Origin of the sequence: Pseudomonas sp. NPDC089396, assembly GCF_044749545.1 — a bacterium.
GTDB lineage: Bacteria > Pseudomonadota > Gammaproteobacteria > Pseudomonadales > Pseudomonadaceae > Aquipseudomonas.
Genome location: NZ_JBIVIC010000018.1, coordinates 87,774 through 111,699 on the forward strand (window position 1 = coordinate 87,774; position 23,926 = coordinate 111,699).

General features: G+C 64.2%; 18 protein-coding genes and 4 tRNA genes. 3 read left to right on the top strand and 19 right to left on the bottom strand.

Annotation, left to right across the window (positions count from 1 at the left end; all coding sequences use genetic code 11):
* Positions 1–3 precede the first annotated feature (3 nt).
* Positions 4–1,044, top strand: coding sequence for an AraC family transcriptional regulator (locus ACIPZB_RS24925; protein WP_400643169.1), 1,041 nt, complete (start codon positions 4–6; stop codon positions 1,042–1,044).
* Between the two features lie 298 nt (positions 1,045–1,342).
* On the opposite strand, the gene ACIPZB_RS24930 is transcribed toward ACIPZB_RS24925, so the two are convergent.
* The 3 genes from ACIPZB_RS24930 to ACIPZB_RS24940 all read right to left on the bottom strand — a co-directional run bounded on the left by ACIPZB_RS24930 (position 1,343) and on the right by ACIPZB_RS24940 (position 5,427).
* Positions 1,343–2,713 (bottom strand): MFS transporter, encoded by a 1,371-nt coding sequence (locus ACIPZB_RS24930; protein ID WP_400643170.1) that lies wholly within the window; start codon positions 2,711–2,713, stop codon positions 1,343–1,345.
* An 85-nt stretch (positions 2,714–2,798) separates the two neighbouring features.
* Positions 2,799–4,382 carry an aldehyde dehydrogenase (NADP(+)) gene (locus ACIPZB_RS24935; protein ID WP_400643171.1) on the bottom strand — a complete coding sequence of 528 codons (1,584 nt, stop codon included), beginning with the start codon at positions 4,380–4,382 and terminating at the stop codon, positions 2,799–2,801.
* Between the two features lie 100 nt (positions 4,383–4,482).
* Positions 4,483–5,427 carry a LysR family transcriptional regulator gene (locus tag ACIPZB_RS24940; protein WP_400643172.1) on the bottom strand — a complete coding sequence of 315 codons (945 nt, stop codon included), beginning with the start codon at positions 5,425–5,427 and terminating at the stop codon, positions 4,483–4,485.
* Between the two features lie 115 nt (positions 5,428–5,542).
* Between ACIPZB_RS24940 and ACIPZB_RS24945 the strand changes: the two genes are divergently transcribed.
* Together ACIPZB_RS24945 and ACIPZB_RS24950 are read left to right on the top strand one after the other, a co-directional pair.
* Positions 5,543–6,724: a fumarylacetoacetate hydrolase family protein gene (locus ACIPZB_RS24945; protein WP_400643173.1), complete on the top strand. Its 1,182-nt coding sequence runs from the start codon at positions 5,543–5,545 to the stop codon at positions 6,722–6,724.
* 30 nt (positions 6,725–6,754) lie between these two features.
* Positions 6,755–8,542 (top strand): IlvD/Edd family dehydratase, encoded by a 1,788-nt coding sequence (locus ACIPZB_RS24950; protein WP_400643174.1) that lies wholly within the window; start codon positions 6,755–6,757, stop codon positions 8,540–8,542.
* A 90-nt stretch (positions 8,543–8,632) separates the two neighbouring features.
* Here ACIPZB_RS24950 and ACIPZB_RS24955 read toward each other — a convergent pair whose 3' ends face one another.
* The 16 genes from ACIPZB_RS24955 to ACIPZB_RS25030 form a co-directional block, all read right to left on the bottom strand.
* Complete coding sequence (locus ACIPZB_RS24955; RefSeq protein WP_400643175.1) at positions 8,633–9,454, bottom strand: DUF2242 domain-containing protein; 822 nt, start codon at positions 9,452–9,454, stop codon at positions 8,633–8,635.
* 189 nt (positions 9,455–9,643) lie between these two features.
* Positions 9,644–9,720, bottom strand: a tRNA-Asp gene (locus tag ACIPZB_RS24960).
* A gap of 141 nt (positions 9,721–9,861) precedes the next feature.
* Positions 9,862–9,938, bottom strand: a tRNA-Asp gene (locus ACIPZB_RS24965).
* 99 nt (positions 9,939–10,037) lie between these two features.
* Positions 10,038–10,114: transfer RNA gene (locus tag ACIPZB_RS24970), tRNA-Asp, on the bottom strand.
* An 80-nt stretch (positions 10,115–10,194) separates the two neighbouring features.
* Positions 10,195–10,270, bottom strand: a tRNA-Val gene (locus ACIPZB_RS24975).
* A gap of 195 nt (positions 10,271–10,465) precedes the next feature.
* Positions 10,466–11,239 carry an SDR family oxidoreductase gene (locus ACIPZB_RS24980; protein ID WP_008090136.1) on the bottom strand — a complete coding sequence of 258 codons (774 nt, stop codon included), beginning with the start codon at positions 11,237–11,239 and terminating at the stop codon, positions 10,466–10,468.
* Positions 11,236–12,447, bottom strand: coding sequence for an O-succinylhomoserine sulfhydrylase (locus tag ACIPZB_RS24985; RefSeq protein WP_400643176.1), 1,212 nt, complete (start codon positions 12,445–12,447; stop codon positions 11,236–11,238). The genes ACIPZB_RS24980 and ACIPZB_RS24985 overlap by 4 nt, the downstream gene beginning before the upstream one ends.
* A 15-nt stretch (positions 12,448–12,462) precedes the next feature.
* Entirely contained in the window at positions 12,463–13,968 is a 1,506-nt protein-coding gene (gene purF / locus ACIPZB_RS24990; protein ID WP_400643177.1) for an amidophosphoribosyltransferase, read from the bottom strand.
* Positions 13,969–14,010: 42 nt separating this feature from the next.
* The gene (locus ACIPZB_RS24995) at positions 14,011–14,568 is read right to left on the bottom strand and encodes a CvpA family protein (protein ID WP_008090143.1); all 558 of its coding nucleotides are present in this window, start codon (positions 14,566–14,568) and stop codon (positions 14,011–14,013) included.
* A 183-nt stretch (positions 14,569–14,751) separates the two neighbouring features.
* A complete protein-coding gene (locus ACIPZB_RS25000) occupies positions 14,752–15,423 on the bottom strand; it encodes an SPOR domain-containing protein (RefSeq protein ID WP_400643178.1) in 672 nt (223 codons plus the stop codon).
* A 4-nt stretch (positions 15,424–15,427) separates the two neighbouring features.
* Positions 15,428–16,714, bottom strand: coding sequence for a bifunctional tetrahydrofolate synthase/dihydrofolate synthase (gene folC, locus ACIPZB_RS25005; RefSeq protein ID WP_400643179.1), 1,287 nt, complete (start codon positions 16,712–16,714; stop codon positions 15,428–15,430).
* A complete protein-coding gene (accD, locus tag ACIPZB_RS25010) occupies positions 16,714–17,607 on the bottom strand; it encodes an acetyl-CoA carboxylase, carboxyltransferase subunit beta (RefSeq protein WP_400643180.1) in 894 nt (297 codons plus the stop codon). The genes folC and accD overlap by 1 nt, the downstream gene beginning before the upstream one ends.
* A gap of 223 nt (positions 17,608–17,830) precedes the next feature.
* Positions 17,831–18,451 carry a phosphoribosylanthranilate isomerase gene (locus ACIPZB_RS25015; RefSeq protein ID WP_400643181.1) on the bottom strand — a complete coding sequence of 207 codons (621 nt, stop codon included), beginning with the start codon at positions 18,449–18,451 and terminating at the stop codon, positions 17,831–17,833.
* Between the two features lie 60 nt (positions 18,452–18,511).
* Entirely contained in the window at positions 18,512–19,372 is an 861-nt protein-coding gene (gene truA, locus ACIPZB_RS25020) for a tRNA pseudouridine(38-40) synthase TruA (RefSeq protein ID WP_400643182.1), read from the bottom strand.
* Positions 19,373–19,462: 90 nt separating this feature from the next.
* Positions 19,463–22,150 carry a FimV/HubP family polar landmark protein gene (locus ACIPZB_RS25025; protein WP_400643183.1) on the bottom strand — a complete coding sequence of 896 codons (2,688 nt, stop codon included), beginning with the start codon at positions 22,148–22,150 and terminating at the stop codon, positions 19,463–19,465.
* A 71-nt stretch (positions 22,151–22,221) separates the two neighbouring features.
* Positions 22,222–23,226, bottom strand: a complete 1,005-nt coding sequence (locus ACIPZB_RS25030) for an aspartate-semialdehyde dehydrogenase (RefSeq protein WP_400643184.1) — start codon at positions 23,224–23,226, stop codon at positions 22,222–22,224.
* Positions 23,227–23,926 lie beyond the last annotated feature (700 nt).

Sequence of the window (23,926 nt, forward strand, 5' to 3'; positions counted from 1 at the left end):
GCGATGCCTCGCCTGCGCGTGCGCCTGGGTGAAGTCTCGGTAGGCTTTGTCCAGCCCCTGGCCCAAGCCCTGCTCGACCTTGGCCATGATCCGGTCCCCTTGCTGCACCGATACGGGCTCGACGCCACACGCCTTGCCGAAGCCGGCGCTCGTTTGTCGATCCCCCGCTACATGCACCTTGGTCATGCCGCCATCGCGCTGTGCAAGCAGCCAGCGCTGGGCTTGCACATGGGGCGCCTGAGCCATCTGGCCCAGGCCGGCCTGGCAGGTGTCACGGCAGCCCAGGCCCCTACCCTGGGCGAAGCCGCACGCACCCTGCTGCGCTTCGAGCCTCTGTATGCCGCCAATTACCGTGGCCATTCAAGTTTTCAGGAAGACCCCCAGGGGGCATGGCTGCGCTTCTATTCGATCAGCCCCTACAACGCCTACAACCGCTTCGTGGTCGATTCACTGATGGCCGGCTGGCTGGCCCAACTGGGCGCACTGGTTGGCGTCCCGTTGCAGGCCGAGCGGCTGGAAATGGAATTTGAAGCACCCGATTACGCCAGCCAGTACCAGCCGCTGTGCAGCAGCACCGTGCAGTTTGGCGCCAGTGGTAACCAACTGCGCTTGAACCGCGCCACTCTTGAGTTGCCCAACCCACAGCACTGCCCGAGCACCTGGCAGCACCTGCTGCAATTGTGCGAAGCGGAGATGATTCAGCGCACCCGGGTGCGGGGCCTGGGCGAACGCATCATCCATCTGCTTGGCCCGCTGCTCAATGGCGGCCGTGAACCGGACCTGGAAGAAGTGGCGCTGCACCTGCAACTGCCCACCTGGACCTTGCGGCGCAAACTGGCCGAAGAAGGCACGTGCTTTCGCAGCCTGCTCAACGACACCCGGCGCGACCTGGCCGAGACCTACATCCGCGACACGGAACTGGCCTTTGGCGAGATCGCCTACCTGTTGGGGTTTGCATCGGCCGAAGCCTTCCAGCGCGCATTCAAGCGCTGGACGGGCGTCACGCCGGGGGAGTTTCGCCGCAGCCAGCGGCGGGTGGGCTAGAGCTCGGTGGCGTCTTCGGCAGGTTCCGGGGTGTCCAGCTCATAGGCCTGGTATTCGAGCAGCTCTTCCTGATAGTCATCCATTGCCTGCGTCCTCTTCACGCGTTGTCTTCGTTGGTCTTGCCTTCACCTTAAGCGAGCGCGATGAAGGCATGATGACAAGCCTATGATCCGATGCTATTAGCAGGGTAGACGTTTTTGCGGGGGCTGGAAGGCAGCGGCGTGGGCCCGAAGCAGAAATCTCGGATCACAGCACCTGGTCAGCCCCTTGCGCGGCTGACCAGACCTGCTGCCGCCGCTCAGGCTGCCTTGAGCTCCATGCGTGCACGGGTTTCGGCCTCGGACCGCTGCAACATCGCAGCCGGAATCGCCAGGATCAGCAAGCCACTGATGAACAGGCACAGGCCCAGCACGTAAGTGCCATTGTTGATATTGCCGGTCATCTCCTCCGCCACGGCGGTGATCATCGAGCCGGTGAAGCCCGACAGGTTGCCGATGGCGTTGATCATGCCGATGCCCGCCGCCGCCGCGACACCCGAGAGCACGGTGCCCGGCAGCGTCCAGAAGATTGGCATGAGACTCAGCACGCCCGAAGCCGCAACGGTCAGGAAGACGATCGACAGCACCACGTCATGGGCGAAGGCGGCACTGAGGATCAAGCCGCAACCGCCGATGAACGCAGGAATTGCAGCATGGAAGCGGCGCTCGCCGGTGCGGTTGGAGTGACGGGCGTTCAGGAACATCGCGATGACCGCCACGCCGTAGGGGATGGCGGTCAGCAGGCCGATCTCCAGGGTGCTGGTCACGCCCGCGCTCTTGATGATCGACGGCATCCAGAAGGCCAGCCCGTAGAAGCCGGTGTTGAAGGTCAACAGGATGAACACCAGCAGCCATACCCGCGGGTTGAAGAAGACCTCGGCCAGTCGGGAAACCTTGCCGTGCCCGTCCTCTTGCAGGTTGGCCTTGAGCATCAGCTTCTCCTTGTCGGACAGCCAGTTGGCCTTGTCGATGTTGTCGCACAGGCAGGTGAAGACCACGACGGCCATGATCACCGAAGGCACGCCTTCGACCAGCAGCATCCACTGCCACCCCGCCATGCCGTGCCAGCCGTCCATGCTGGTCATCAACCAACCCGAGAGCATGCCGCCCAGCGTCAGGCTTACCGGCATCGCCATGAGGAAACCGGACATCACCCGGCTCTGCCGATGGGTCGGGAACCAGTAGTTGAGGTACAGGATCACCCCTGGGAAGAAGCCGGCCTCACAGACGCCCAGGAGAAAACGCAGCACGTAGAACATGGTGCTGGATTCGACATGCATCAGCGCGGCCAGCGGCTGGGTGAAGGCTACCGCCATCGAAATGATCGCCCAGCTGAGCATGATGCGGGCAATCCAGAAACGGGCGCCATAGCGGTGCAGCAGCAGGTTGCTCGGCACCTCGAACAGGAAGTAGCCCCAGAAGAACACGCTGGCACCCAAGGCATACACCGTGTTGCTGAACTGCAGGTCCTCGAGCATGCTCAATTTGGCAAAGCCGATATTGACCCGGTCGAGATAGGCCGCCATGTAGCACAGCAGCAGGACCGGCAGGATCCGCAAGATCACCTTGCGGTAGGTGCGATCTTCGAAAGCCTGATCGCGAACGGCGTCGACAGTGTGTTGTTGGTCCATAACCCAGCCTCTTGGCATGTCGGGCATGCCTGATTGTTGTTATCGAAAGCGCACCGGGCGCGACCGCGCCCGTTGGTAAAGCCAGTCAGCAGATCGGGTCGCGGGTCGGCTGGCCATCGACCAGTCGCAGCAGGCCCAGCGGGTTGGCGTCGCGCAACGCCTCCGGCAGCAGGGCGTCGGGGAAGTTCTGGTAGCACACCGGGCGCAGGAAACGGTCGATCGACAGGGTGCCAACCGAGGTGCCGCGGCTGTCGGAGGTGGCCGGGTACGGGCCGCCATGGACCATGGCATCACACACCTCGACGCCGGTCGGGTAACCGTTGACCAGCACCCGGCCGACCTTCTGCTCGAGTATCGCCACCAACGCTGCAGCCTCGGCCAGGTCGCCCGGTTCGCCGATCAGGGTGGCTGTCAGTTGCCCGCCCAGCGCTTGCAGCGCGGCCAGCAACTGGGCCTGGTCGGCCAGTTCGACCACGACCGTGGCCGGCCCGAAGACTTCCTCTTGCAGCAGCGGCTCAGCGTCCAGCAACAGCTGGGCATCGGCCTGGAACAGCTGCGGCCAGGCCTGGTTGCCCTGCTGCTCGGCGCCGGCCAGGTGGCGAATGCGCGGATGCGCCTTGAGCCTGGTCACACCGTGGGCATAGTTGCCGAGGGTGGCGCTGTTGAGCATGGTCTGCGCTGGCTGGTCGGCCATTTGCGCACGCAGGTGTTCGACGAAGGCACTGAATTCAAGGGAGCGCACACCCAGCACCAGACCGGGATTGGTGCAGAACTGCCCACAGCCCATTACCACCGAAGCCGCCAGCTCACGTGCCACGGCCTCGCCACGTACCGCCAGCGCCTGCGGCAGCACCAGCACAGGGTTGATGCTACTCATTTCGGCGAACACCGGGATCGGCTGTGGCCGCGCCGCGGCCATGTCGCACAGGGCTCGACCACCCCTGAGCGAGCCGGTGAAGCCGACGGCCTGGATGGCCGGGTGCTTGACCAGTGCTTCGCCGACCGATCCGCCGAAGATCATGTTGAACACCCCGGCCGGCATGGCGCAGCGTTCGGCGGCAGCGACGATGGCTTCGGCCACCCACTGCGCCGTGGCCATATGGCCGCTGTGCGCCTTGAACACCACCGGGCAGCCTGCGGCCAACGCCGCAGCGGTGTCACCGCCGGCAGTGGAGAACGCCAGGGGAAAGTTGCTGGCACCGAACACCGCGACCGGCCCCAGGCCCAAACGGCACTGGCGGATGTCGAAGCGCGGCAGCGGCGTGCGCAGGGGTTGCGCACGGTCGATGCGGGCGCCGCAGAAGTCGCCACGGCGCAGCACCGAGGCGAACAGGCGCAGCTGGCCGCTGGTACGCCCCCGCTCGCCCTGGATGCGCGCCGCCGGCAAGGCCGTTTCGCGGCAGACGGTGGCGATGAAGTCATCGCCCAGAGCGTCCAGCGCCTCGGCGATGGCGTCGAGGAATTCGGCCCGGCGCGCTGCGGACAATGCCCGGTAGGTCGGGTAGGCAGCCGCCGCCGCCCGTGCAGCCGCGTCGACTTCTTCTTCCGTGGCCTGATGGAACGCCTCGGGCAGCGCCTGCCCGGTGCGCGCATCGATACTCTGCAAGGTCGCCTGGCCGGTAGCGCGGCGAACGCCGCCAATAAATTGCTGGCCTGCGTGTGAAGTCATGGGTAGTTCCTCGCCATTGCATAAACAGTGGTCGCTAATCTAGGCGGCCCTGCGATTCTTGCCCAATGGCTTTTCGGGATCATCCGATAACAAGCCGTTATCACTCAGCCTGCGCTTGTCGCGCATTGGCCAGGAGAATGTCGGCGAATTCCAGGGCCGCGCCGCTCAAGGGCTCGCCTTTGCGGGTGAGGATGCCGTAGTCCTGAGGCGTGAGGTGCAGTGGCGTGTCGAGGTTGACCAGCACACCGCTGGTCAGGTGCGGCTCGACCATCGCCTGGGGCAGCATCCCGATCATCGGGCCGCCCAGCAACACCTTGAGGAAGGTCTGCATGGAAATGGTGTCGATGGTATTGCGCGGCACCGCCACCCCCGCCTCGGCGAACGCCCGCTCCATGCGCCCGCGGATTGGCGTGCCCTTGGGGTAGAGGATCCACGGCCATTCCAGCAACTGCGGCAAGGTCACCGGCCCTGCCCCGCTCAACGGGTGCTGGTCGTTGACCACGAAGCAGAACGGCTCCGGTGCCAACGGCTGGAAGTCGAAACGCTGCTGCTGCGAGGCATCGGTAAAACGCGCCACAGCCAGGTGCAGATGCTTGTCTTCGAGCATGGCCATCAGGTGGTCGCTGGTCTGCTCCACCACCTCGATCGACAGCAACGGCTTGCGCTGCTTGATCGCAACGATGGCATCGGGCAGCGCCACGGCGGTGGCGGCGAAGATGCCGCCGACCTTCAGGTGGCCATGGCCGCCCTGGCGCAGGTTGTCGATCTGCTCGACGAAATTGCGCGCGTCGTTCAGCGCGACCTGGGCATAGCGCACCACCTGCTCGCCCAGCGCGGTGGGCGGCATGCTGCGCGGCAGGCGCTGGAACAGGGCGAAGCCCAGCAGGTGCTCGATCTCCTTGAGCATCTTGCTGATCGCCGGCTGGCTCAGGTTCATCTGCTGCGCCGCCAGGTGCATGTTGTGGGTGCGCCCGAGGGTCTCGATCAGCAGCAGGTGGCGGAACTTGAGCCAGTTGCAGACATGGGAGAAAGACAGGTCCGACATGGAATCCACCTTTGGGTGCAATAACCTGTTGTTATCGAATAGTGAAAAGATGCCATTGGAGTTTATCGCGGGACCTGCCTAGCGTGCATCTCTCCAGATCCAAGAGATTTTTGCCATGCCGATTTCGCTTACCCCCAGCAACACCCTGCCCGAGGACGGCCTGACCGGAACCCTGATCGGCCGCGCCTGGACGCCCGGCGAACCCGGCGGCCCGTCGCCGATCGCCCTGCGTGCCGACGGCGTGTTCGACCTGTCCGAGCGCTTTGCCACCCTCAGCCAGCTGCTTGAAAGCGAAGACCCCTTGCACGCTGTACGCAGCACCCCGGGCCGCTTCCTGTGCAGCCTCGAGGCGTTGCTGGGCAACAGCGGCGACGCGTTCGACGCCCGCCAGCCCTACCTGCTGGCCCCGGTCGACCTGCAAGTGATCAAGGCCGCGGGCGTGACCTTCGCCGCCAGCATGATCGAGCGGGTGATCGAGGAGCAGGCCGGCGGCGATGCGAGCAAGGCCGAGGCCGTGCGTGCCTCGGTGCGGTCGGTGATCGGCGACAACCTGCGTGCGGTCCGCCCAGGCTCGGCACAGGCCATGGCGCTCAAGGCGCTGCTGATCGAACAGGGCATGTGGTCGCAATACCTGGAAGTGGGCATCGGCCCGGATGCCGAAGTGTTCACCAAAGCCCCGGTGCTGGCAGCGGTCGGCAGCGGCAGCAAGATCGGCGTGCACCCGCATTCGGCATGGAACAACCCCGAACCCGAGGTGGTGCTGGCCGTCGACAGCCGTGGCCGGATTCATGGTGCGACCCTGGGCAACGACGTCAACCTGCGCGACTTCGAGGGCCGCAGCGCCCTGCTGCTAAGCAAGGCCAAGGACAACAACGCCTCCTGCGCAATCGGCCCGTTCATTCGCCTGTTCGACGAGACCTTCGACCTCGACCTCGTGCGCCACTGCGTCGTCGACCTGGAAGTCCAGGGCACCGACGACTACCGCCTGGTCGGCCGAAGCTCGATGGACCAGATCAGCCGCGACCCTGAAGACCTGGTCCGGCAGACCCTCAACGAAAACCACCAATACCCCGACGGTTTTCTGCTATTCCTCGGTACCCTGTTCGCCCCCACCGACGACCGGGACGAGCCAGGCGCCGGGTTCACCCACAAGCTCGGCGACCAGGTGCGCATCGCCAGCCCTCTGCTGGGCCAGCTGCGCAACCAGGTGACCACCAGCGATCAAGCCACCCCCTGGAGCTTCGGCCTTGGTGCGATGATGAGCAACCTAGCCGCCCGAGGGCTCCTGAAGCGCTGATCGGCACCACTGAAAACAAGAGAACATGACATGACCGATACTCCGAAACGCCCGCTGCGCAGCCAGCAATGGTTCGACGACCCGAGCCACGCCGACATGACCGCGCTGTATGTCGAGCGCTACATGAACTACGGCCTGACCCGCGACGAACTGCAGTCCGGGCGGCCGATCATCGGTATTGCCCAGACCGGTAGCGACCTCACCCCCTGCAACCGCCACCATATCGAGCTGGCCCAGCGGGTGAAGGCCGGCATCCGTGATGCGGGCGGGATTCCCATGGAGTTCCCGGTCCACCCGATCGCCGAGCAGAGCCGCCGGCCAACCGCCGCACTGGACCGCAACCTGGCCTACCTGGGCCTGGTCGAGATCCTCCACGGCTACCCGCTGGACGGCGTGGTGCTGACCACCGGCTGCGACAAGACCACGCCTGCCTGTCTGATGGCCGCGGCCACCACCGACCTGCCGGCCATCGTACTGTCTGGCGGGCCGATGCTCGACGGCCACCACAAGGGCCAGCTGATTGGCTCGGGCACGGTGCTGTGGCATGCGCGCAACCTGATGGCGGCGGGCGAGATCGACTACGAAGGCTTCATGGAGATGACCACCGCCGCGTCGCCTTCGGTAGGCCACTGCAACACCATGGGGACCGCGTTGTCGATGAACGCTCTGGCCGAAGCCCTGGGCATGTCGCTGCCCGGTTGCGCCAGTATCCCGGCCCCTTACCGCGAGCGTGGGCAGATGGCGTATGCCACCGGCCGGCGCATCTGCGAGCTGGTGATGCAGGACGTGCGGCCGTCTTCGATCATGACCCGCGAGGCCTTCGAGAACGCCATCGCCGTGGCGTCGGCGCTGGGCGCCTCAAGCAATTGCCCGCCGCACCTGATTGCCATCGCCCGGCACATGGGCATCGAACTGTCGCTGGATGACTGGCAGCGTATGGGTGAGAGCGTACCGCTGCTGGTGAATTGCATGCCGGCGGGCAAATACCTGGGCGAAGGCTTCCACCGCGCCGGCGGTGTGCCGGCGGTCATGCACGAGCTGCGCAAGGCTGGCCGCCTGCACGAAAACTGCGCCACGGTGAGCGGCAGGACCATTGGCGAAGTGGTCAGCGATACCGTCAGCAGCAACCGCGACGTGATCCTGCCGTTCGACGAGCCGCTCAAGCACAATGCCGGCTTCATTGTGCTCAGCGGCAATTTCTTCGACAGCGCAATCATGAAGATGTCGGTGGTCGGCGAGGCGTTTCGCAAGACCTACCTGGCCGAGCCGGGCCAGGAAAACAGCTTCCAGGCGCGGGCAATCGTGTTCGAGGGGCCGGAGGATTACCACGCCCGCATCGACGACCCGACGCTGGACATCGACGAGCGTTGCATCCTGGTGATCCGTGGCGCAGGTACCGTGGGTTACCCAGGCAGTGCCGAGGTGGTCAACATGGCGCCGCCAGCGGCGCTGATCAAGCAAGGCATCGACTCCCTGCCCTGCCTGGGCGATGGCCGCCAGAGCGGCACTTCAGCCAGCCCTTCGATCCTCAACATGTCGCCGGAAGCGGCGGTGGGTGGTGGCCTGGCGTTGTTGCAGACCAATGACTGGCTGCGGGTGGACCTGAATCAGCGGCGTGTGGATTTGCTGGTGGACGACGAGGAAGTGGCGCGTCGCCGGGCGGCCTGGAAGCCGAGCATTCCGGCTTCGCAGACGCCGTGGCAGGAATTGTATCGCCAGTTGGTGGGGCAGCTTTCGACCGGGGGCTGCCTGGAGCCGGCGACCTTGCATATGCGCGTCATTGCGCGTGAGGGTGGGATGCCGCGACATTCTCATTGAGTGGCGCCGCTCAGGGGTAACGCTGCAAGCACCTCGCTGCAACCGGCGGCTGTCTCAGCTGAAACTGAGGGCTGCCGGTCTTGACGCCTTTCACGGCGAGGGTGGCGTGGCCTCGGCAGGCTGGGGATCCTGCTGTACCTGAATCGGCGTGGCGTCCGAAGGCGGTGCAACCGGCTGCGAGCCCTGGCTGTCATCCAACGCTGGCGCAGCGGCCGCCTCGCTCACCGCAGCGGCTGGCGCAGCAGTGGGCGCAGGCGCTTCAGGCGCCACTGCGGCCGGTGCCGGCGCCACCGAAGCCTGCTCTGGCAGCCCCAGGTCAGGCGCCGGCTTCTCGGCCTTCGGCGCAGGCGCCTCGGCCTTGTCCTTGGCCTTGCTGACTTTCTTCGGCTTGGGCAGGTAGCTCTCCACCAGCGCGAAATAGCGTTCGTAGAACTGTGGAGCGGTTACCGTCTCGCTGGCGACCTTGACCATCGAGTCGTCGCTGGAGCCGATTGGCATCGACACCGAACCCAGAATTCCGACGCCCAGGCTGGCCGAGGTATTCGACTTCTTGAGCGCATAACGATCCTGCAGGGCATTGGCGAACACCGTCGAGCGCTGCTCGTCGCTGCTGTCAGGCGCGCACGTCACGCTGAAGCTGATCTGCAGGTGGTTTTCGTTGTTCTGCTGGAAGCTTTTGTTGCCCGCAATCTGATTGGGGCCACTGCTGGTGATGATGTATCCCTGGCTCAGCAGCGCACGCCGGGCAGCCTCGCAGGAGCCTGCCTCGCTGACTTGGAAGCTGCGCGAGTAAGTGCCCGAGTCATCGAAGTTCTCGTGCTCGTAGATCGCGGTTTTTTTCGAAGAGCAACCGGTCATGCCCGCCAGCACCAGGGCCAGCCCGAGCGCACCAAAGACGGATGATCTGGTCATTGCGAATTCCGGGTATGTCGAGAGAGCTCTATTGTGCATCACTGCACCGGGTCACTGAAACCGTTCATCAGTGAAGAGTCAGTCAGCTTCGTGTAAATGTTGACTGCATGGGGCCGGAAACGAAAAAAGCGACCCTAAGGTCGCTTTCTCGTTTTGCTTCAAGGCGTTCAAGGGGCCTTGAGGCGAAGATGGCGCAGCGGACGGGACTCGAACCCGCGACCCCCGGCGTGACAGGCCGGTATTCTAACCGACTGAACTACCGCTGCGTATCATCCAGGCTTGCGCCCGGTTGAAACCTGGGTCTACCCTTCCGGCTCGAAGGCCTCAGGGCAGGCACAAAAAAAGCGAATGGTCATTCGCTTGCTTTGTGTTTGCATCGAGGCGTTCATGGGGCCTCGAAGCGAAGATGGCGCAGCGGACGGGACTCGAACCCGCGACCCCCGGCGTGACAGGCCGGTATTCTAACCGACTGAACTACCGCTGCGTATCGTTCAGGCTTGCGCCCGATTGAAACTGGGATCAGCCTCAGGCATCTCTGCCTTTTGGCTCAGACCGGTGAAAAGCACCCATCTGTTACTGAAAATGGCGCAGCGGACGGGACTCGAACCCGCGACCCCCGGCGTGACAGGCCGGTATTCTAACCGACTGAACTACCGCTGCGCAGTGTGGACTTGCGTCCTGTTCCTCTCTGGCATTCAGCTTCTTTCGAAACCGCCTGCGCCAGGAACAACCTCAGGAAGTGGTGGGTGATGACGGGATCGAACCGCCGACCCTCTGCTTGTAAGGCAGATGCTCTCCCGGCTGAGCTAATCACCCCCGCGATGTTGCTTGTTGCGTTTACTTCGCTGAGGCCGCGAAATTTACGCAGGTGGCGGAGCTAAGTCAATAGCCCCATTGAATTTTTTTCAAAAAAACGAAAAAGAGGGTTTGTCGTTGCTGGCCCCGCGAAAGGCCCGCTACAGACAAAAACAAGAAAGGGACCTCTCGGTCCCTTTCATGACAACTGGCAGCTCAGGTGTAGATCATCTTGCGGGTCATGCCACCATCGACCACGAACTCCTGGCCGGTGACGAACGCCGCCTGGCGCGACAGCAACCAGGCCACCATGGCCGCAACATCTTCCACGGTCCCTACCCTGCCCGTCGGGTGCTGGGCATGGTCGGCTTCGGTCAAGGGTTCGGCGCGGCGCTGCGAGGGGTCGCGGGCATCGATCCAGCCCGGGCTCACCGCATTGACGCGAATCTCCGGGCCCAGGCTCATGGCCAGGGCGTGGGTCAACGCCATCAGGCCACCCTTGCTCGCCGCGTAAGCTTCGGTGTCCGGTTCGGACTGCCGGGCCCGGGTCGAGGTCAGATTGACGATCGCCCCATTGTGCGCTCGCAGGTACGGCGCACAGTGCTTGGCCAACAGCATCGGGCCATTGAGGTTGACGGCCAGCACTCGATTCCATTGCGCCAGACTCAGGCTTTCCAGGGTCTGGTTGTGCGGATTGGCAATGGCCGCGTTGCACACCAGCGCGTCCAATCGCCCAAACTGCCCGAGCACTTGCGAAACACCGGCACTGACCTGGGCTTCGTCGGCCACGTCCATGGTGATGAACCAGGCATTGTCGCCCAGGGCCTTGGCCACCTTGGCACCGCGCGGGCGGTCAAGGTCGCTGAGCACCACTTGCCAACCTTCGCAGATCAGCCAGGCAGCGATGCCCAGGCCGATGCCGCGTGCGGCACCGGTCACCAGGGCTACCCGGCCGTTATGGCCTGGCCCGCCACCCTTCCAGTCGATCACAATGCCGCCAACCCGCGCGCCAGGTCCGCCTTGAGGTCGGCCACGTCTTCCAGGCCGACGGCAACACGGACCAGGCTGTCGCGAATACCCGCAGCCTCACGCTCCTGCGGCGTCAGACGGCCGTGGGAAGTGGTGGCCGGGTGGGCGATGGTCGTCTTGCTGTCACCCAGGTTGGTGGTGATCGAGATCACCCGCGTGGCATCGATGAAGCGCCAGGCGCCCTCTTTGCCGCCTTTGACCTCGAAGCTTACCACCGCACCGAAGCCGCTCATCTGGCGCTTGGCCAATTCATGCTGCGGGTGGCTAGGCAGGCCGGCGTAATGCACCTTCTCCACGCCCTCCTGCTGCTCCAGCCATTCGGCCAGCAGCTGGGCGCTCTCGCAGTGTGCACGCATGCGCAGCTTGAGGGTTTCCAGGCCCTTGGTGAAGATCCAGGCGTTGAACGGGCTCAGGGTCGGGCCAGCGGTGCGCAGGAAGCCCACCACTTCTTTCATCTGCTCGCTGCGCCCTGCGACCACACCGCCCATGCAACGGCCCTGGCCATCGATGAACTTGGTGGCCGAGTGGAACACGATGTCAGCGCCGAGCTTGAGCGGTTGCTGCAAGGCCGGGGTGCTGAAGCAGTTGTCCACCACCAGCATGGCGCCGCGGGCATGAGCGATTTCACTGAGTGCAGTGATATCGACCAGCTCGGCCAGCGGGTTGGACGGCGATTCGACGATCAGCAGCTTGGTATTGGCCTTGATGGCCTTTTCCCAACCGCTGAGGTCGACCAGCGGCACATAATCCACCTGCAGGCCGAAGCGCTTGAAGTACTTCTCGAACAGGCTGATGGTCGAACCGAACACGCTCTGCGACACCAGCACATGGTCGCCGGCACTGCACAGCGACATGACCACCGCGAGGATCGCCGCCATACCGGTGGAGGTACCCACGGCCTGCTCGGCACCTTCCATGGCCGCCAGGCGCTCTTCGAACACTCGCACCGACGGGTTGGTGTAACGCGAATAGACATTGCCCGGCGTTTCGCCGGCAAAGCGCGCGGCCGCATCGGCGGCCGTGCGGAACACATAGCTGGAGGTCAGGAACAGCGCTTCGCTGTGCTCTGCCTCTGGTGAACGGCTCTGACCGGCGCGCACCGCCAGGGTGTCGAAACCGACACCCTCGAGGTCACTGTCCAGTCGCCCGGCATCCCATTGATCCGTCATGCCGCTGCTCCCTGATCAGTTGTTGTAGAGGTCGATGATCGCGCTGACGGCCTGGGTCTTCACCTTGGCCAGGTCGTTACGGGCCTGCTCGATGCGATCCAGGTAGGCTTCGTCGATGTCGCCGGTGACATATTCACCATTGAACACCGCGCAATCGAAGTGCTCGATCTTGATCTTGCCACCACCGACCGAATCGATCAGGTCCGGCAGGTCCTGGTAGACCAGCCAGTCGGCGCCGATCAACTCGGCCACCTGTTCGGTGGTACGGTTGTGGGCGATCAGTTCGTGAGCGCTCGGCATGTCGATGCCGTAGACGTTGGGGTAGCGCACCGCAGGGGCTGCGGAGCAGAAGTAGACATTCTTGGCCCCGGCTTCGCGGGCCATCTGGATGATCTGCTTGCAGGTGGTGCCGCGCACGATCGAGTCGTCGACCAGCATCACGTTCTTGCCGCGGAACTCCAGCTCGATGGCATTGAGCTTCTGGCGTACCGATTTCTTGCGTGCGGCCTGGCCGGGCATGATGAAGGTACGGCCGATGTAGCGGTTCTTGACGAAGCCTTCGCGGAACTTCACGCCCAACCGGTTGGCCAGCTCAAGTGCGGCAGTACGGCTGGTGTCCGGGATCGGGATGACCACGTCGATGTCGTGTTCCGGGCGCTCACGCATGATCTTGTCGGCGAGTTTCTCACCCATGCGCAGACGTGCCTTGTACACCGAGATACCGTCGATGATCGAATCAGGGCGGGCCAGGTAAACGTGCTCGAAGATGCACGGCTGCAGTTTCGGGCTTTGCGCACACTGCTTGGTGTACAGCTGGCCTTCCTCGGTGATGTAGACCGCTTCGCCCGGCGCCAGGTCGCGGATCAAGGTGAACCCGAGCACGTCCAGGGCCACGCTTTCCGAGGCGATCATGTATTCCACACCTTCATCGGTGTGGCGCTGGCCGAAGACCACCGGGCGGATGCCGTTGGGGTCACGGAAGCCGACGATGCCGTAACCGGTGATCATCGCCACCACCGCGTAACCGCCAACGCAGCGGCTGTGCACGTGGGACACCGCAGCGAACACGTCTTCTTCGGTTGGCTGCAGCTTGCCACGCACGGCCAGTTCATGGGCGAACACGTTCAGCAGCACTTCGGAGTCAGAGTTGGTGTTGACGTGGCGCAGGTCGGACTCGTAGATCTCCTTGGCCAGCTGCTCGACGTTGGTCAGGTTGCCGTTGTGCGCCAGGGTGATGCCGTAGGGCGAGTTGACATAGAACGGCTGGGCCTCGGCCGAGGTGGAGCTGCCCGCGGTCGGGTAGCGCACGTGGCCTATACCCATGTGGCCCACCAGGCGCTGCATGTGGCGCTGCTGGAAGACGTCGCGCACCAGGCCATTATCCTTGCGCAGGAACAACCGGCCGTCGTGGCTGGTCACGATACCGGCAGCGTCCTGGCCGCGGTGCTGGAGGACCGTAAGCGCGTCATACAGCGCCTGATTGACGTTCGACTTACCGACGATACCGACGATGCCACACATGCGACGCAACCCCTACATTGATGAAACTTGCACGAAAGGCGCTCAAGGCTTTGCGGGCCCGAGCAACTGTTCCTTGAACGGAAGATCAGCCGGAGTGCTGATCATTCCACTGGACATCCACTGACTGCTGAAACCCAGGATCAGGTTCTTCGACCAGTCAGCGACCAATAGAAATTGTGGTATCAGGCGCGATTCCTGCCACCAGGAATCTTGCTGCACCGGCCCCAGGCTGAGCAGGCCGATGGCCACCACCACCAGCAAGGCCCCGCGCGCAGCGCCGAAGGCCATGCCGAGGAAACGATCGGTGCCGGACAGGCCGGTCACGCGGATCAACTCGCCGACCAGGAAATTGACCATGGCCCCTACCAGCAAGGTAGCGACGAACAGAATGGCGCAACCGGCGATGATGCGCATCGACGGGGTCTGGATATAGCTTTCAAGGTACACCGAGAGCGACCCGCCGAACATCCAGGCAACCGCACCGGCAATGATCCAGATGAGCAGCGACAAGGCTTCCTTGACGAAGCCGCGTTTGAGACTGATCAGTGTGGAAACGGCGATGATCGCGATGATCGCCCAATCAACCCAGGTAAATGCCACGGTGCTGCCTACAGACGTTTGAGGCGGCGCATTTTACCAGAGCGCGGGGCTGGGGGTAAGCGGAATGTCAGGTCGTTTGACAGAGGCCGGTTTGCGGCGCGAGCCCGCTCCCACGGGCTTTTCGTGGACTTTGAAGTCAAGAAAAACCACTGGGAGCGACGCCGCGGCGATCCGCCTTGGGCTTCAGCCACGCTCCGGCTGGAAGCGCACCACGAAACCTTTCAGGTTCTGCTTGCGGTTGATCGCATCGCGCACCCGCTCGGCCTCGGCGCGCTCGATCAACGGTCCGACATACACCCGGTTCATGCCGCCGGCCGAACGGATATAGGCGTTGTAACCCTGACTGCGCAGGGTGTTCTGCAAACTTTCGGCGCCCGCACGGTTGGACAGGCTGGCCAGCTGGATCGACCAGCTCACCGGCAAGCCGTTGGCATCGATCTTCGAAGGCGCGCTGGCGGTGGCCGCCGGCGCAGGCGTCGCAGCCGGCCGCGATTCGACCTTGGGCGCAGGCGCAGGGGTTGGCACCGGCGTCTGCGGCTTGGGCTGAACCTGTGCCTGAGTCTGCGGCGACGGGGTGATTGGCTGGCTCGGCGTGGCCACTGGCGCTGTGGACTCGTTCACCACCACGGGTGGCTGTTGCGGTTCTTCCGGCAGCGCTTGCGGCTCGGGCACTGCAACCGGCTCCACCTTGACCTCAGGCAGGCTGGGCATCGCCGGGGCCTGCGGGGCCTCGACACGCACCTGGCGCATCTCGTCCTCGCGGGTGAACAGCATCGGCAGGAAGATCACCGCCAGCGCCACCAGCACCAACGCACCCACCATGCGCTGTTTCATCCCTTTATCCAGCACTGCCATCTATTCACCCCTCCAGGGCCTGCCGCTCCAGCCACTCCAGGGCTTGGGCGACACAGAAAAACGAACCGAACAGCAGGATCTGGTCATCCGCCGTCGCCTGCGCGCATTGCCCTTCGAGGGCGGCGTCGACGCTGGCATAAGACTTCACCGTGGCACCGCAGTTCGTCAAGGCACTGGCAAGCTCGGCGGCCGGACGGCTGCGGGGCGTATCCAGCGGTGCGACCGCCCACTCGTCGACCAGCGCCTGCAATGGCGCGATGACGCCAGCCAGATCCTTGTCGGCGAGCAGACCGAAGACTGCCAGACGGCGACCTTGCAGTGGGCGCGCCGACAGGCGGCGGGCCAGATACTCCGCGGCGTGGGGGTTGTGCCCCACATCCAGCAGCAGCTCCACCCGCTTGCCCTGCCAGTGCACCACACGCCGATCCAGACGCCCGGTGATGCGGGTGGCGAGCAGCGCCTGGCGGATCTGCCCGGCATCCCATGGCAGGCCCATCAACAGGTAGGCCTGAAGCGCCAGCGTGGCGTTTTCCATCGGCAAGTCGAGCAGGGGCAAGTCGCGCAACTGCACCGCGGTACCGCCCTGGGTGACGCCACGCCAGTGCCAGACGCCCTCAGCGCTTTCCAGGTCGAAATCACGCCCCCGCAGGAACAACGGCGCAGCCAGCTCGCGCGCCTTGTCCAGCAGCGGCTGCGGCGGATCGAGGTCACCGCACAGCGCCGGCTTGCCCTGGCGGAAGATGCCGGCCTTCTCGAAAGCCACCCGCTCACGGGTATCGCCCAGGTAGTCGACATGGTCGACACCGATGCTGGTCACCAGGGCCAGGTCGGCATCCACCACATTGACGGTGTCCAGGCGACCGCCAAGCCCCACTTCGAGCACCACGGCATCCAGACGGGACTGCTGGAACAACCAGAACGCCGCCAGGGTACCCATTTCGAAGTAGGTCAGGGAAATCTCGCCCCGCGCCGCTTCTACGGCAGCAAAGGCCTCGCACAAGCGCTCATCGCTGGCCTCCTGGCCATCGATCAGCACGCGCTCGTTGTAGCGCAGCAGGTGGGGCGAACTGTAAACCCCCACCTTGAGGCCCTGGGCCCGCAGCATCGATGCCACGAAGGCGCAGGTCGAGCCCTTGCCGTTGGTGCCGGTGACGGTCACCACGCGCGGTGCCAACTTGCCCAGCTGCAGCCGGGCAAGCACCTTTTGCGAACGTTCCAGGCCCATGTCGATGGCCGAAGGATGCAATTGTTCGAGGTAGGCGAGCCACTCGCCCAGGCTGCGCTTCGTCATCACGCGACCGCAGCCGCCTCACGCGCCTGTTCTGGCGTTTCCTGGCCGGTCATCTGCGCCAGCAGGCGGGCCAGGCGTGGGCGCAGGTCGCCACGCGAGATGATCAGGTCGATGGCGCCATGCTCCAGCAGGAACTCGCTGCGCTGGAAGCCTTCCGGCAGTTTTTCGCGCACGGTCTGCTCGATCACGCGCGGACCGGCGAAGCCGATCAGCGCCTTCGGCTCACCGACGATGACATCGCCCAGCATCGCCAGGCTGGCAGAAACACCACCGTAGACCGGGTCGGTCAGTACGGAGATGAACGGAATGCCTTCTTCACGCAGGCGCGCCAGCACGGCCGAGGTCTTGGCCATCTGCATCAGCGAGATCAGCGCTTCCTGCATGCGCGCACCGCCGGAGGCCGAGAAGCAGACCATCGGGCAGCGGTTTTCCAGGGCGTAGTTGGCGGCGCGAACGAAACGTTCACCGACGACGGCGCCCATGGAGCCGCCCATGAACGAGAACTCGAAGGCGCTGACCACGATCGGCATGCCCATGAGGGTACCGCTCATGGAGATCAGGGCGTCTTTCTCGCCGGTCTGCTTCTGCGCACCGGTCAGGCGGTCCTTGTACTTCTTGCCGTCACGGAACTTCAGGCGGTCAACCGGCTCCAGCTCGGCGCCGAGCTCCGCACGGCCTTCCGGGTCGAGGAAGATATCGATACGTGCACGTGCACCGATACGCATGTGGTGGTTGCACTTGGGGCAGACATCCAGGGTCTTTTCCAGCTCCGGACGATACAGCACGGCCTCGCAGGCTGGGCACTTGTGCCACAGGCCTTCTGGCACCGAGCTCTTCTTCACCTCGGAACGCATGATCGAAGGGATCAGTTTGTCGACTAACCAGTTGCTCATGCTTTATTTCTCCAGTATTGGCGGGCGGGGACCGGTCTGGCCGGCCATGCCCTGCCCTTTGAGCTCAAATTCTTCTATGAAACGATGACGGCCCGGCCGCAAGGGCTGCCTGCGCAGCGCGCCGTCTTCAATGTGTGCGTCGGCTGCCCGGCATGCCGGCAGCCACCCCGCAGGGCTGCGATAGCTATGGACGATGGCGCGCAGCCAGCCGTCACATCTGGCATCACGCCTGTTTCACCGCGCGCATGAACGCCTCGATTTTGGCAGCATCCTTGATGCCCTTGGCCTGTTCCACGCCACCGCTGACATCCACCGCGTAAGGTTGTACCTGGGCAATCGCCTGTCCTACGTTATCCGCCGACAAGCCGCCGGCAAGAATGATCGGCTTGCTCAGCCGCGCCGGCACCAGCGACCAGTCGAAGGCCTCGCCGGTACCACCAGGCACACCGGCCACATAGGTGTCGAGCAAGATGCCGCGGGCACCGGCATAGTGCTGGCAAGCGGCTTCCAGGTCATCACCGGGGCGCACGCGCAGTGCCTTGATCCAGGGGCGATGATAGCCCTCGCAATCGTCCGGGGTTTCGTCGCCGTGGAACTGTAGCAGGTCCAACTGCACGGCTTCGAGAATCTCGTTGAGCTCGCAGCGCGAGGCATTGACGAACAGGCCGACGGTGGTCACGAAGGGCGGCAGCTCGGCGATGATCGCCCGCGCCTGGCGCACGTCCACGGCGCGCGGGCTCTTGGCATAGAAGACCAGGCCGATGGCATCGGCCCCGGCCTCGGCGGCGGCCAGCGCGTCTTCAATACGGGTGATCCCGCAGATCTTGCTGCGAACGTTGCTCATGGACTGCGAACCCTGAGTGGATAGTGAAAGGCCCGATGGTAGCAAATGACTTTTCGCCCGTCAGTCCGCCAACGCCTCATAACCGGTCAGAAAGTGTGGGCCAATGTAACGCTGTGGCAGCTGGAATTCCTCTGGGTATTCCACCTGCACCAGGTAAAGGCCATAGGGATGCGCCGTGACCCCGCCTTCACGGCGGTTGCGCCCCTCCAGCACCTCGCGGGCCCAGCTGGCAGGACGCTCACCGGCACCGATAGTCATCAGCACCCCGGCGATATTGCGCACCATGTGATGCAGGAACGCGGTGGCGCGTACGTCCAGCACGATCATCTGGCCATGGCGCGTGACGCGCAGGTGATGAATGTGCTTGATCGGCGACTTGGCCTGGCACTGGCTGGCACGGAAAGCGCTGAAGTCGTGGGTGCCGAGCAGGTACTGCGCCGCCTCGGCCATGCGTTCGACATCCAGCGGACGGTGGTTCCAGGTGACTTCTTCGGCCAGGTGTGCCGGGCGGATCGGGTCGTTGTAGATGACGTAGCGGTAGCGCCGGGCGCAGGCCTTGAAGCGGGCATGGAAGTCCGCCGGCATCGGCCGCGACCAGACCACGCTGATGTCGTGGGGCAGGTTGAAGTTGGTACCCAGGGTCCAGGCGCGCTCGTCGCGCACGGCGCAGGTGTCGAAGTGCACGATCTGGCCGCAGCCATGCACGCCGGCATCGGTGCGTCCGGCACACACGACGCTGATCGGTTCATTGGCGACTTTCGACAGCGCTTGCTCCAGCGCCTGCTGGACGCTGGGCACGCCGCTGGCCTGGCGCTGCCAGCCGCGGTAGCGCGAGCCCTTGTATTCCACGCCCAGGGCGATGCGGGTGAAGCCTTCGGCGGCAGATTCGGAGGCGGCGGTGTCGATGATGTCCAAGCGCATGAAACCTGTGGGGTAATACGGAATGGCGGGATTATAACGACAACGGCAGCCTTGTTGGGCTGCCGTCGGTTTTGTGTTGCCAGTGCGGCCTCAGACCAATCGGGAAAGCATCTCCTCGGCTTCCTGGCGCTGGCCGTCATCGCCATCCTTGACCACTTCATCGAGGATGTCGCGCGCACCCTGGTGGTCGCCCATGTCGATGTAGGCGCGCGCCAGGTCGAGCTTGGTCGCCACTTCGTCGCTTCCGGAGAAGAAATCGAAGTCCAGGTCGTCCAGCGGCTCCGGCTCCTGGGCGGCATCGGCGGCCGTGAAGTGCGGCTCCAGCGATGGCGACTCGAGGCTCTGCGACAGCTTGTCCAGCTCGGCGTTGACGTCGCTCAGTTCCGAGGCAAAGCTCTTGGCCGCCGGCGACTCGTCATCCAGCGACAGTGACAGGTCGAAGTCCTCCGGCAGCTCCAGCTCGGAAATCGGATCGAATTCCGGAATCGCATCGAAGGCTGCCAGTTCGGCGGCGACGTCCACCGGCTCCTCGGGCGCCGCAGCCGGGCTGATCGCCTCGCCCATGTCCAGGTCGAAATCGGCCAGATCATCGATGCTTTGTGGCTCGGCCTGAGCCTGCGCCAGCAAGGCTTCGAAATCTTCATCGGCATCGGTTTGCACTGCAACGTCAGCGTCGGCCTGCGGCTCCGGCAATGGCGCTTCATCCAGCAGTGGGGTCTCGAGCGGGTCGATCTCCGGCAGCTCGTCGCCCAGGCTCAGGTCGAAGGCGCTGTCCAGGTCGTTGTCATCAAGGACCGAAGTCTCGACGAACGCCTCGGCAGCTGCATCGAGGTCCGCCTCAGGTGCCTCCACATCCAGCTCAGGCGCCTCCAGATTCAGCTCAGGCGCCTCGACAGGGGTCGGCTCGGTTTCGGCCACGGCTTGCGCCTGAGGCTCGTTTTCAACCGCTGTTTCAGGTTCGTCCTGCAGCAGCTCCTGAACATACTGCTCGTCCATTTCAGCCGCCAGCGCCGCCGCGCCCAGCCCTGCGGCAGCGACGCCGAGCATGGCCGGGAAGCGCTCTTTCAGCGCACCGACTTGAGCCGTGTTCTCTTCGCTACCCGCAAGCTTGCGCTCCTGCTCGACGAAAGCGCTGTGATCGCCCTGGCGGGCATAGACTTCCATCAACTTCAGGCGCAAGCCGTCTTGCTCAGGCTGCGCGGCGACTGCTGTTTCCAGCAGGTCGGCAGCGTGATTGAGACGGCCACGGGCCAGGCTTTGATCGACCTCGGCCAGCAGCTCGGCATTGGCATCCTGCGTTGGGGCCACGGGGGCCGGCGCGGCCACTTTCTCGGCGGCAACCGCCGCTGCAGCCGAAGCCGCCACCACAGCCGGCGACAAGGTAACGCTCGGAGTGGAAACGTCCAGCTCATCGAAGCTGCTCGATGGCAGGTCGAGGTCCGGGTTACGCTCGCCCTCCTCGGCCAGCGCACGCGCCATGCGCAGGTGCTTTTCAGCCTCCTGCTGGGCTTTGCGCTTGCGTGCCAGCAGCAGCAACAAAAGCAGCAGGACCAGGAACGCGGAACCGGCGACCAGACCAAGCACTACCGGGTTGCCCAGCATCTCGTCCAGCGCGCTCGGCTGTTGGACGGCAGGCACAGGCTCGCTGGCCGGAGCGGTTTCAGGTGCGGTATCGACAGCGGCGGGAGCCGGAGCAACAACAGGCTCTGCCGATTGTGCCGGAGCATTCTCAGCCGGCAAGGCAGCCGTTGCCGGCGCCTCATCGGCGGCGCCCTGTGCTTCCAGGCGCGCCAGCTGATCGTTCTTCAACTGGATCAACTTCTGCAGCTTGTCGAGCTGGCTCTGCAGGTCGGTCATCCGGCCCTTGAGTTCATCATTGTCACGGCGGCTGGTGTCGAGGCTTTCCTGGGCCACGGCCAACTTGTCGTTGATCGCCTTGGCTTTACTGGCGCCCGCCTGGTTGCCAGGGCTGACCAGGCGCAGGTTGTCGCCCTGGGCAATCCGCTCGGGTGCTGCATCGGCGGCACCGCGGCGGGTGGCATCGAGCTGCCGCGCGCGCGGCCCCAGGCGCCGGCCTTCACGCCAGGCCGCATACTGTTCGGCCACTTCGCGATTGGCCTCCCCCTGGGGGATGCTCTGGATCTGTTGCTGGTCGGGCAGGCGCAATACCTGGCCCACCTTCAACAGGTTGATGTTGTTGCCGATGAAAGCGTCCGGGTTCAGCGCCTGGATGGCGATCATGGTCTGCTGCACCGAACCGCCACCCTGGGTATTGCGCTCGGCAATCTGCCACAAGGTATCGCGGCGCTTGGTGGTGTAGCTGCCGGCACTGCTGACTGCCGGGGTGACGTTCGCCGCGGCAGGCTCCTGACCCTGGGCCTTGGCCTGGTCGAGCAGCACACTGTAGTCACGCAGCAGGCGGCCCTGGGGCCACATCACCTGAACCAGGAACTTGACCACGGTACCGGGCAGCGGCTGGCTGGAAGTGACCCGCAGCACGCTCTTGCCATTGGGGTTGATCACCGGGGTAAAGGTCAGGTCTTCGAGGTAGGTCGGATAGGCCACCCCAGCCTTGCTGAACTCTTCCGGCGGCGCCAGGCTCGGCGCCACTTCGGCAGCGGTCAGGTCGCGCACATCGAGCAATTCGATCTCGGCGTCCAGCGGCTGGTTCTGCGCCGACTTGAGCGTCAGCTCACCCAACCCCAGGGCATTCGCCATGCCAGACGACAGCGCCGACGCTGCCGCCATAGCCAGAACCAGTTTGCGAATTCGAAGCATGACCTCTTCCCTTGTATGAATCGTCCCGAAACCCGCAGGCGGAGCGGGACAAAAGTGCTCGCCAGTATCTTTTACGCCATGTGTTTAATCAACAATTGCGCCACCTGGACGGCATTGAGCGCGGCGCCCTTGCGCAGGTTGTCGGTGGTCAGCCAGAGGTTGAGCTGTTGCTGCTCGTCTATTCCATGGCGCACACGACCAACATAGACCACGTCTTGCCCGACTGCGTCACCGACCGGCGTCGGATAATCATCGCGCTCGACCAGCTCGATGCTGTCGGCTGCCTCGAGCGTCTGGTTGACGGCGTCCAGGTCCACCGGCGCGCGAGTCTGTACGGCCACACTGAAGCTATCGCCGAAAAACACCGGGACTTGAACGCAGGTCACGGAAATCTTCAGTTCGGGCAATCCGAGCAATACGCGCAACTCGCCAACCAGGCGCTGCTCCAGGGCTGTATGGCCGTGCGCATCGGCGGCACCGACCTGGGCCAACAGGTTGAAGGCGACCTGGCGGTCGAAGAAGCGTGGCTCCAGCGGGCGGGCGTTGAGCAGCTCGGCAGTCTGCCGGGCCAGTTCGTTGACGGCTTCACGCCCTTGGGCGGACACCGCCAGCGCGGCCATGACCTGTACACGTTCGATATCCAGCTGGCCTTTGAGCGGCGCCAGGGCGACGGCCAGAGCAACGGCTGCGGAGCTTGGGCTGGCCAGGCGCGCGGGCAGTTCGAGGCCGGCGATGCGCTCAGCATTGGCTTCCGGCACCACAACCAAGGCGTCGTCCAGGCCGCCGGACAGGTCGATGACCGTGCAACCTGCCTGCTGGGCCTTGCTGGCGAAGCTGCGGCTGACGGCTGGGCTGGCAGCGAAAAAGGCCAGTTTGACCTGAGCGAAGTCGAAGCTGTCCACTTCCCGGACTTTGACCTTCTTGCCGGCGAACATCACGCTGCTGCCCGCCGACTCCATGCTGGCCAGCAGGTGCAGCGTCGCGACCGGGAATTGCAGTTCTTCGAGGATCTGAACGAGGGTTTCACCGACGCTACCGGTAGCGCCGACGACGGCGATGTCCAAGGGTTGGGTCATGGTGGGGATCCTTTTGCTGAAACGGCGGGGGGCGGCACTTTACTTGGATTGTAGAGTTTTGTCTGTGCTGACCCTAAAGCTGTTGATCTTGATCTTGATCTTGATCTTGATCTTGATCTTGCTTTTAAGCGCGCGGTAGCTCAGTCACAGCCAATTGCGACGTCAGAAGGCCGAGCGGAGGTCTTGCGGAGGGAGGTGACGGGCATGGATGCCCGTCAAGCGCTGGGCCCCAGGATGGGGCCTGCAGCGCGGTCCTCCCGGGAGCAAGACCGGAGCGAGGGAACCCCGGAGCGAAGCGTAGGGGCCGGATGTAGGAGCCAGCCTTTTTTGGTTACTTTTTGGGGCGTTTGCCAAAAAGTGACCCGCCGTAAGGGCGGAAAGGTGACTTGGCGTCGCCCTGGCAAAAGGAGATGTCCAAGCACATCAGAACCACCGCCTGAGCTTTTGGCTTTTGGCTTTTGGCTTTCAAATCAGGTGAATATCCATTTGCCAAGGTGGCGCTGATTCACCTTTCCGCCCTTACGGCGGGTTACTTTTTGTCTTGGCAAAAAGTAACCAAAAACCGCCTGCTCCTACATCCGGCCCCTACGCTTCGCTCCGGGGTTCCCTCGCTCCGGTCTTGCTCCCGGGAGGACCGCGCTGCAGGCCCCATCCTGGGGCCCAGCGCTCGACGGGCATCCATGCCCGTCGCCTCCCTCCG

What these genes read in the sequence shown, in the direction of transcription:
- ACIPZB_RS24925 (WP_400643169.1), top strand. Translation starts at nt 4, where the DNA reads ATGCCTCGCCTGCGCGTGCGCCTGGGTGAAGTCTCGGTAGGCTTTGTC.
- ACIPZB_RS24930 (WP_400643170.1), bottom strand. Translation starts at nt 2,713, where the DNA reads ATGGACCAACAACACACTGTCGACGCCGTTCGCGATCAGGCTTTCGAA.
- ACIPZB_RS24935 (WP_400643171.1), bottom strand. Translation starts at nt 4,382, where the DNA reads ATGACTTCACACGCAGGCCAGCAATTTATTGGCGGCGTTCGCCGCGCT.
- ACIPZB_RS24940 (WP_400643172.1), bottom strand. Translation starts at nt 5,427, where the DNA reads ATGTCGGACCTGTCTTTCTCCCATGTCTGCAACTGGCTCAAGTTCCGC.
- ACIPZB_RS24945 (WP_400643173.1), top strand. Translation starts at nt 5,543, where the DNA reads ATGCCGATTTCGCTTACCCCCAGCAACACCCTGCCCGAGGACGGCCTG.
- ACIPZB_RS24950 (WP_400643174.1), top strand. Translation starts at nt 6,755, where the DNA reads ATGACCGATACTCCGAAACGCCCGCTGCGCAGCCAGCAATGGTTCGAC.
- ACIPZB_RS24955 (WP_400643175.1), bottom strand. Translation starts at nt 9,454, where the DNA reads ATGACCAGATCATCCGTCTTTGGTGCGCTCGGGCTGGCCCTGGTGCTG.
- ACIPZB_RS24985 (WP_400643176.1), bottom strand. Translation starts at nt 12,447, where the DNA reads ATGACGGATCAATGGGATGCCGGGCGACTGGACAGTGACCTCGAGGGT.
- purF (WP_400643177.1), bottom strand. Translation starts at nt 13,968, where the DNA reads ATGTGTGGCATCGTCGGTATCGTCGGTAAGTCGAACGTCAATCAGGCG.
- ACIPZB_RS25000 (WP_400643178.1), bottom strand. Translation starts at nt 15,423, where the DNA reads ATGGCAGTGCTGGATAAAGGGATGAAACAGCGCATGGTGGGTGCGTTG.
- folC (WP_400643179.1), bottom strand. Translation starts at nt 16,714, where the DNA reads ATGACGAAGCGCAGCCTGGGCGAGTGGCTCGCCTACCTCGAACAATTG.
- accD (WP_400643180.1), bottom strand. Translation starts at nt 17,607, where the DNA reads ATGAGCAACTGGTTAGTCGACAAACTGATCCCTTCGATCATGCGTTCC.
- ACIPZB_RS25015 (WP_400643181.1), bottom strand. Translation starts at nt 18,451, where the DNA reads ATGAGCAACGTTCGCAGCAAGATCTGCGGGATCACCCGTATTGAAGAC.
- truA (WP_400643182.1), bottom strand. Translation starts at nt 19,372, where the DNA reads ATGCGCTTGGACATCATCGACACCGCCGCCTCCGAATCTGCCGCCGAA.
- ACIPZB_RS25025 (WP_400643183.1), bottom strand. Translation starts at nt 22,150, where the DNA reads ATGCTTCGAATTCGCAAACTGGTTCTGGCTATGGCGGCAGCGTCGGCG.
- ACIPZB_RS25030 (WP_400643184.1), bottom strand. Translation starts at nt 23,226, where the DNA reads ATGACCCAACCCTTGGACATCGCCGTCGTCGGCGCTACCGGTAGCGTC.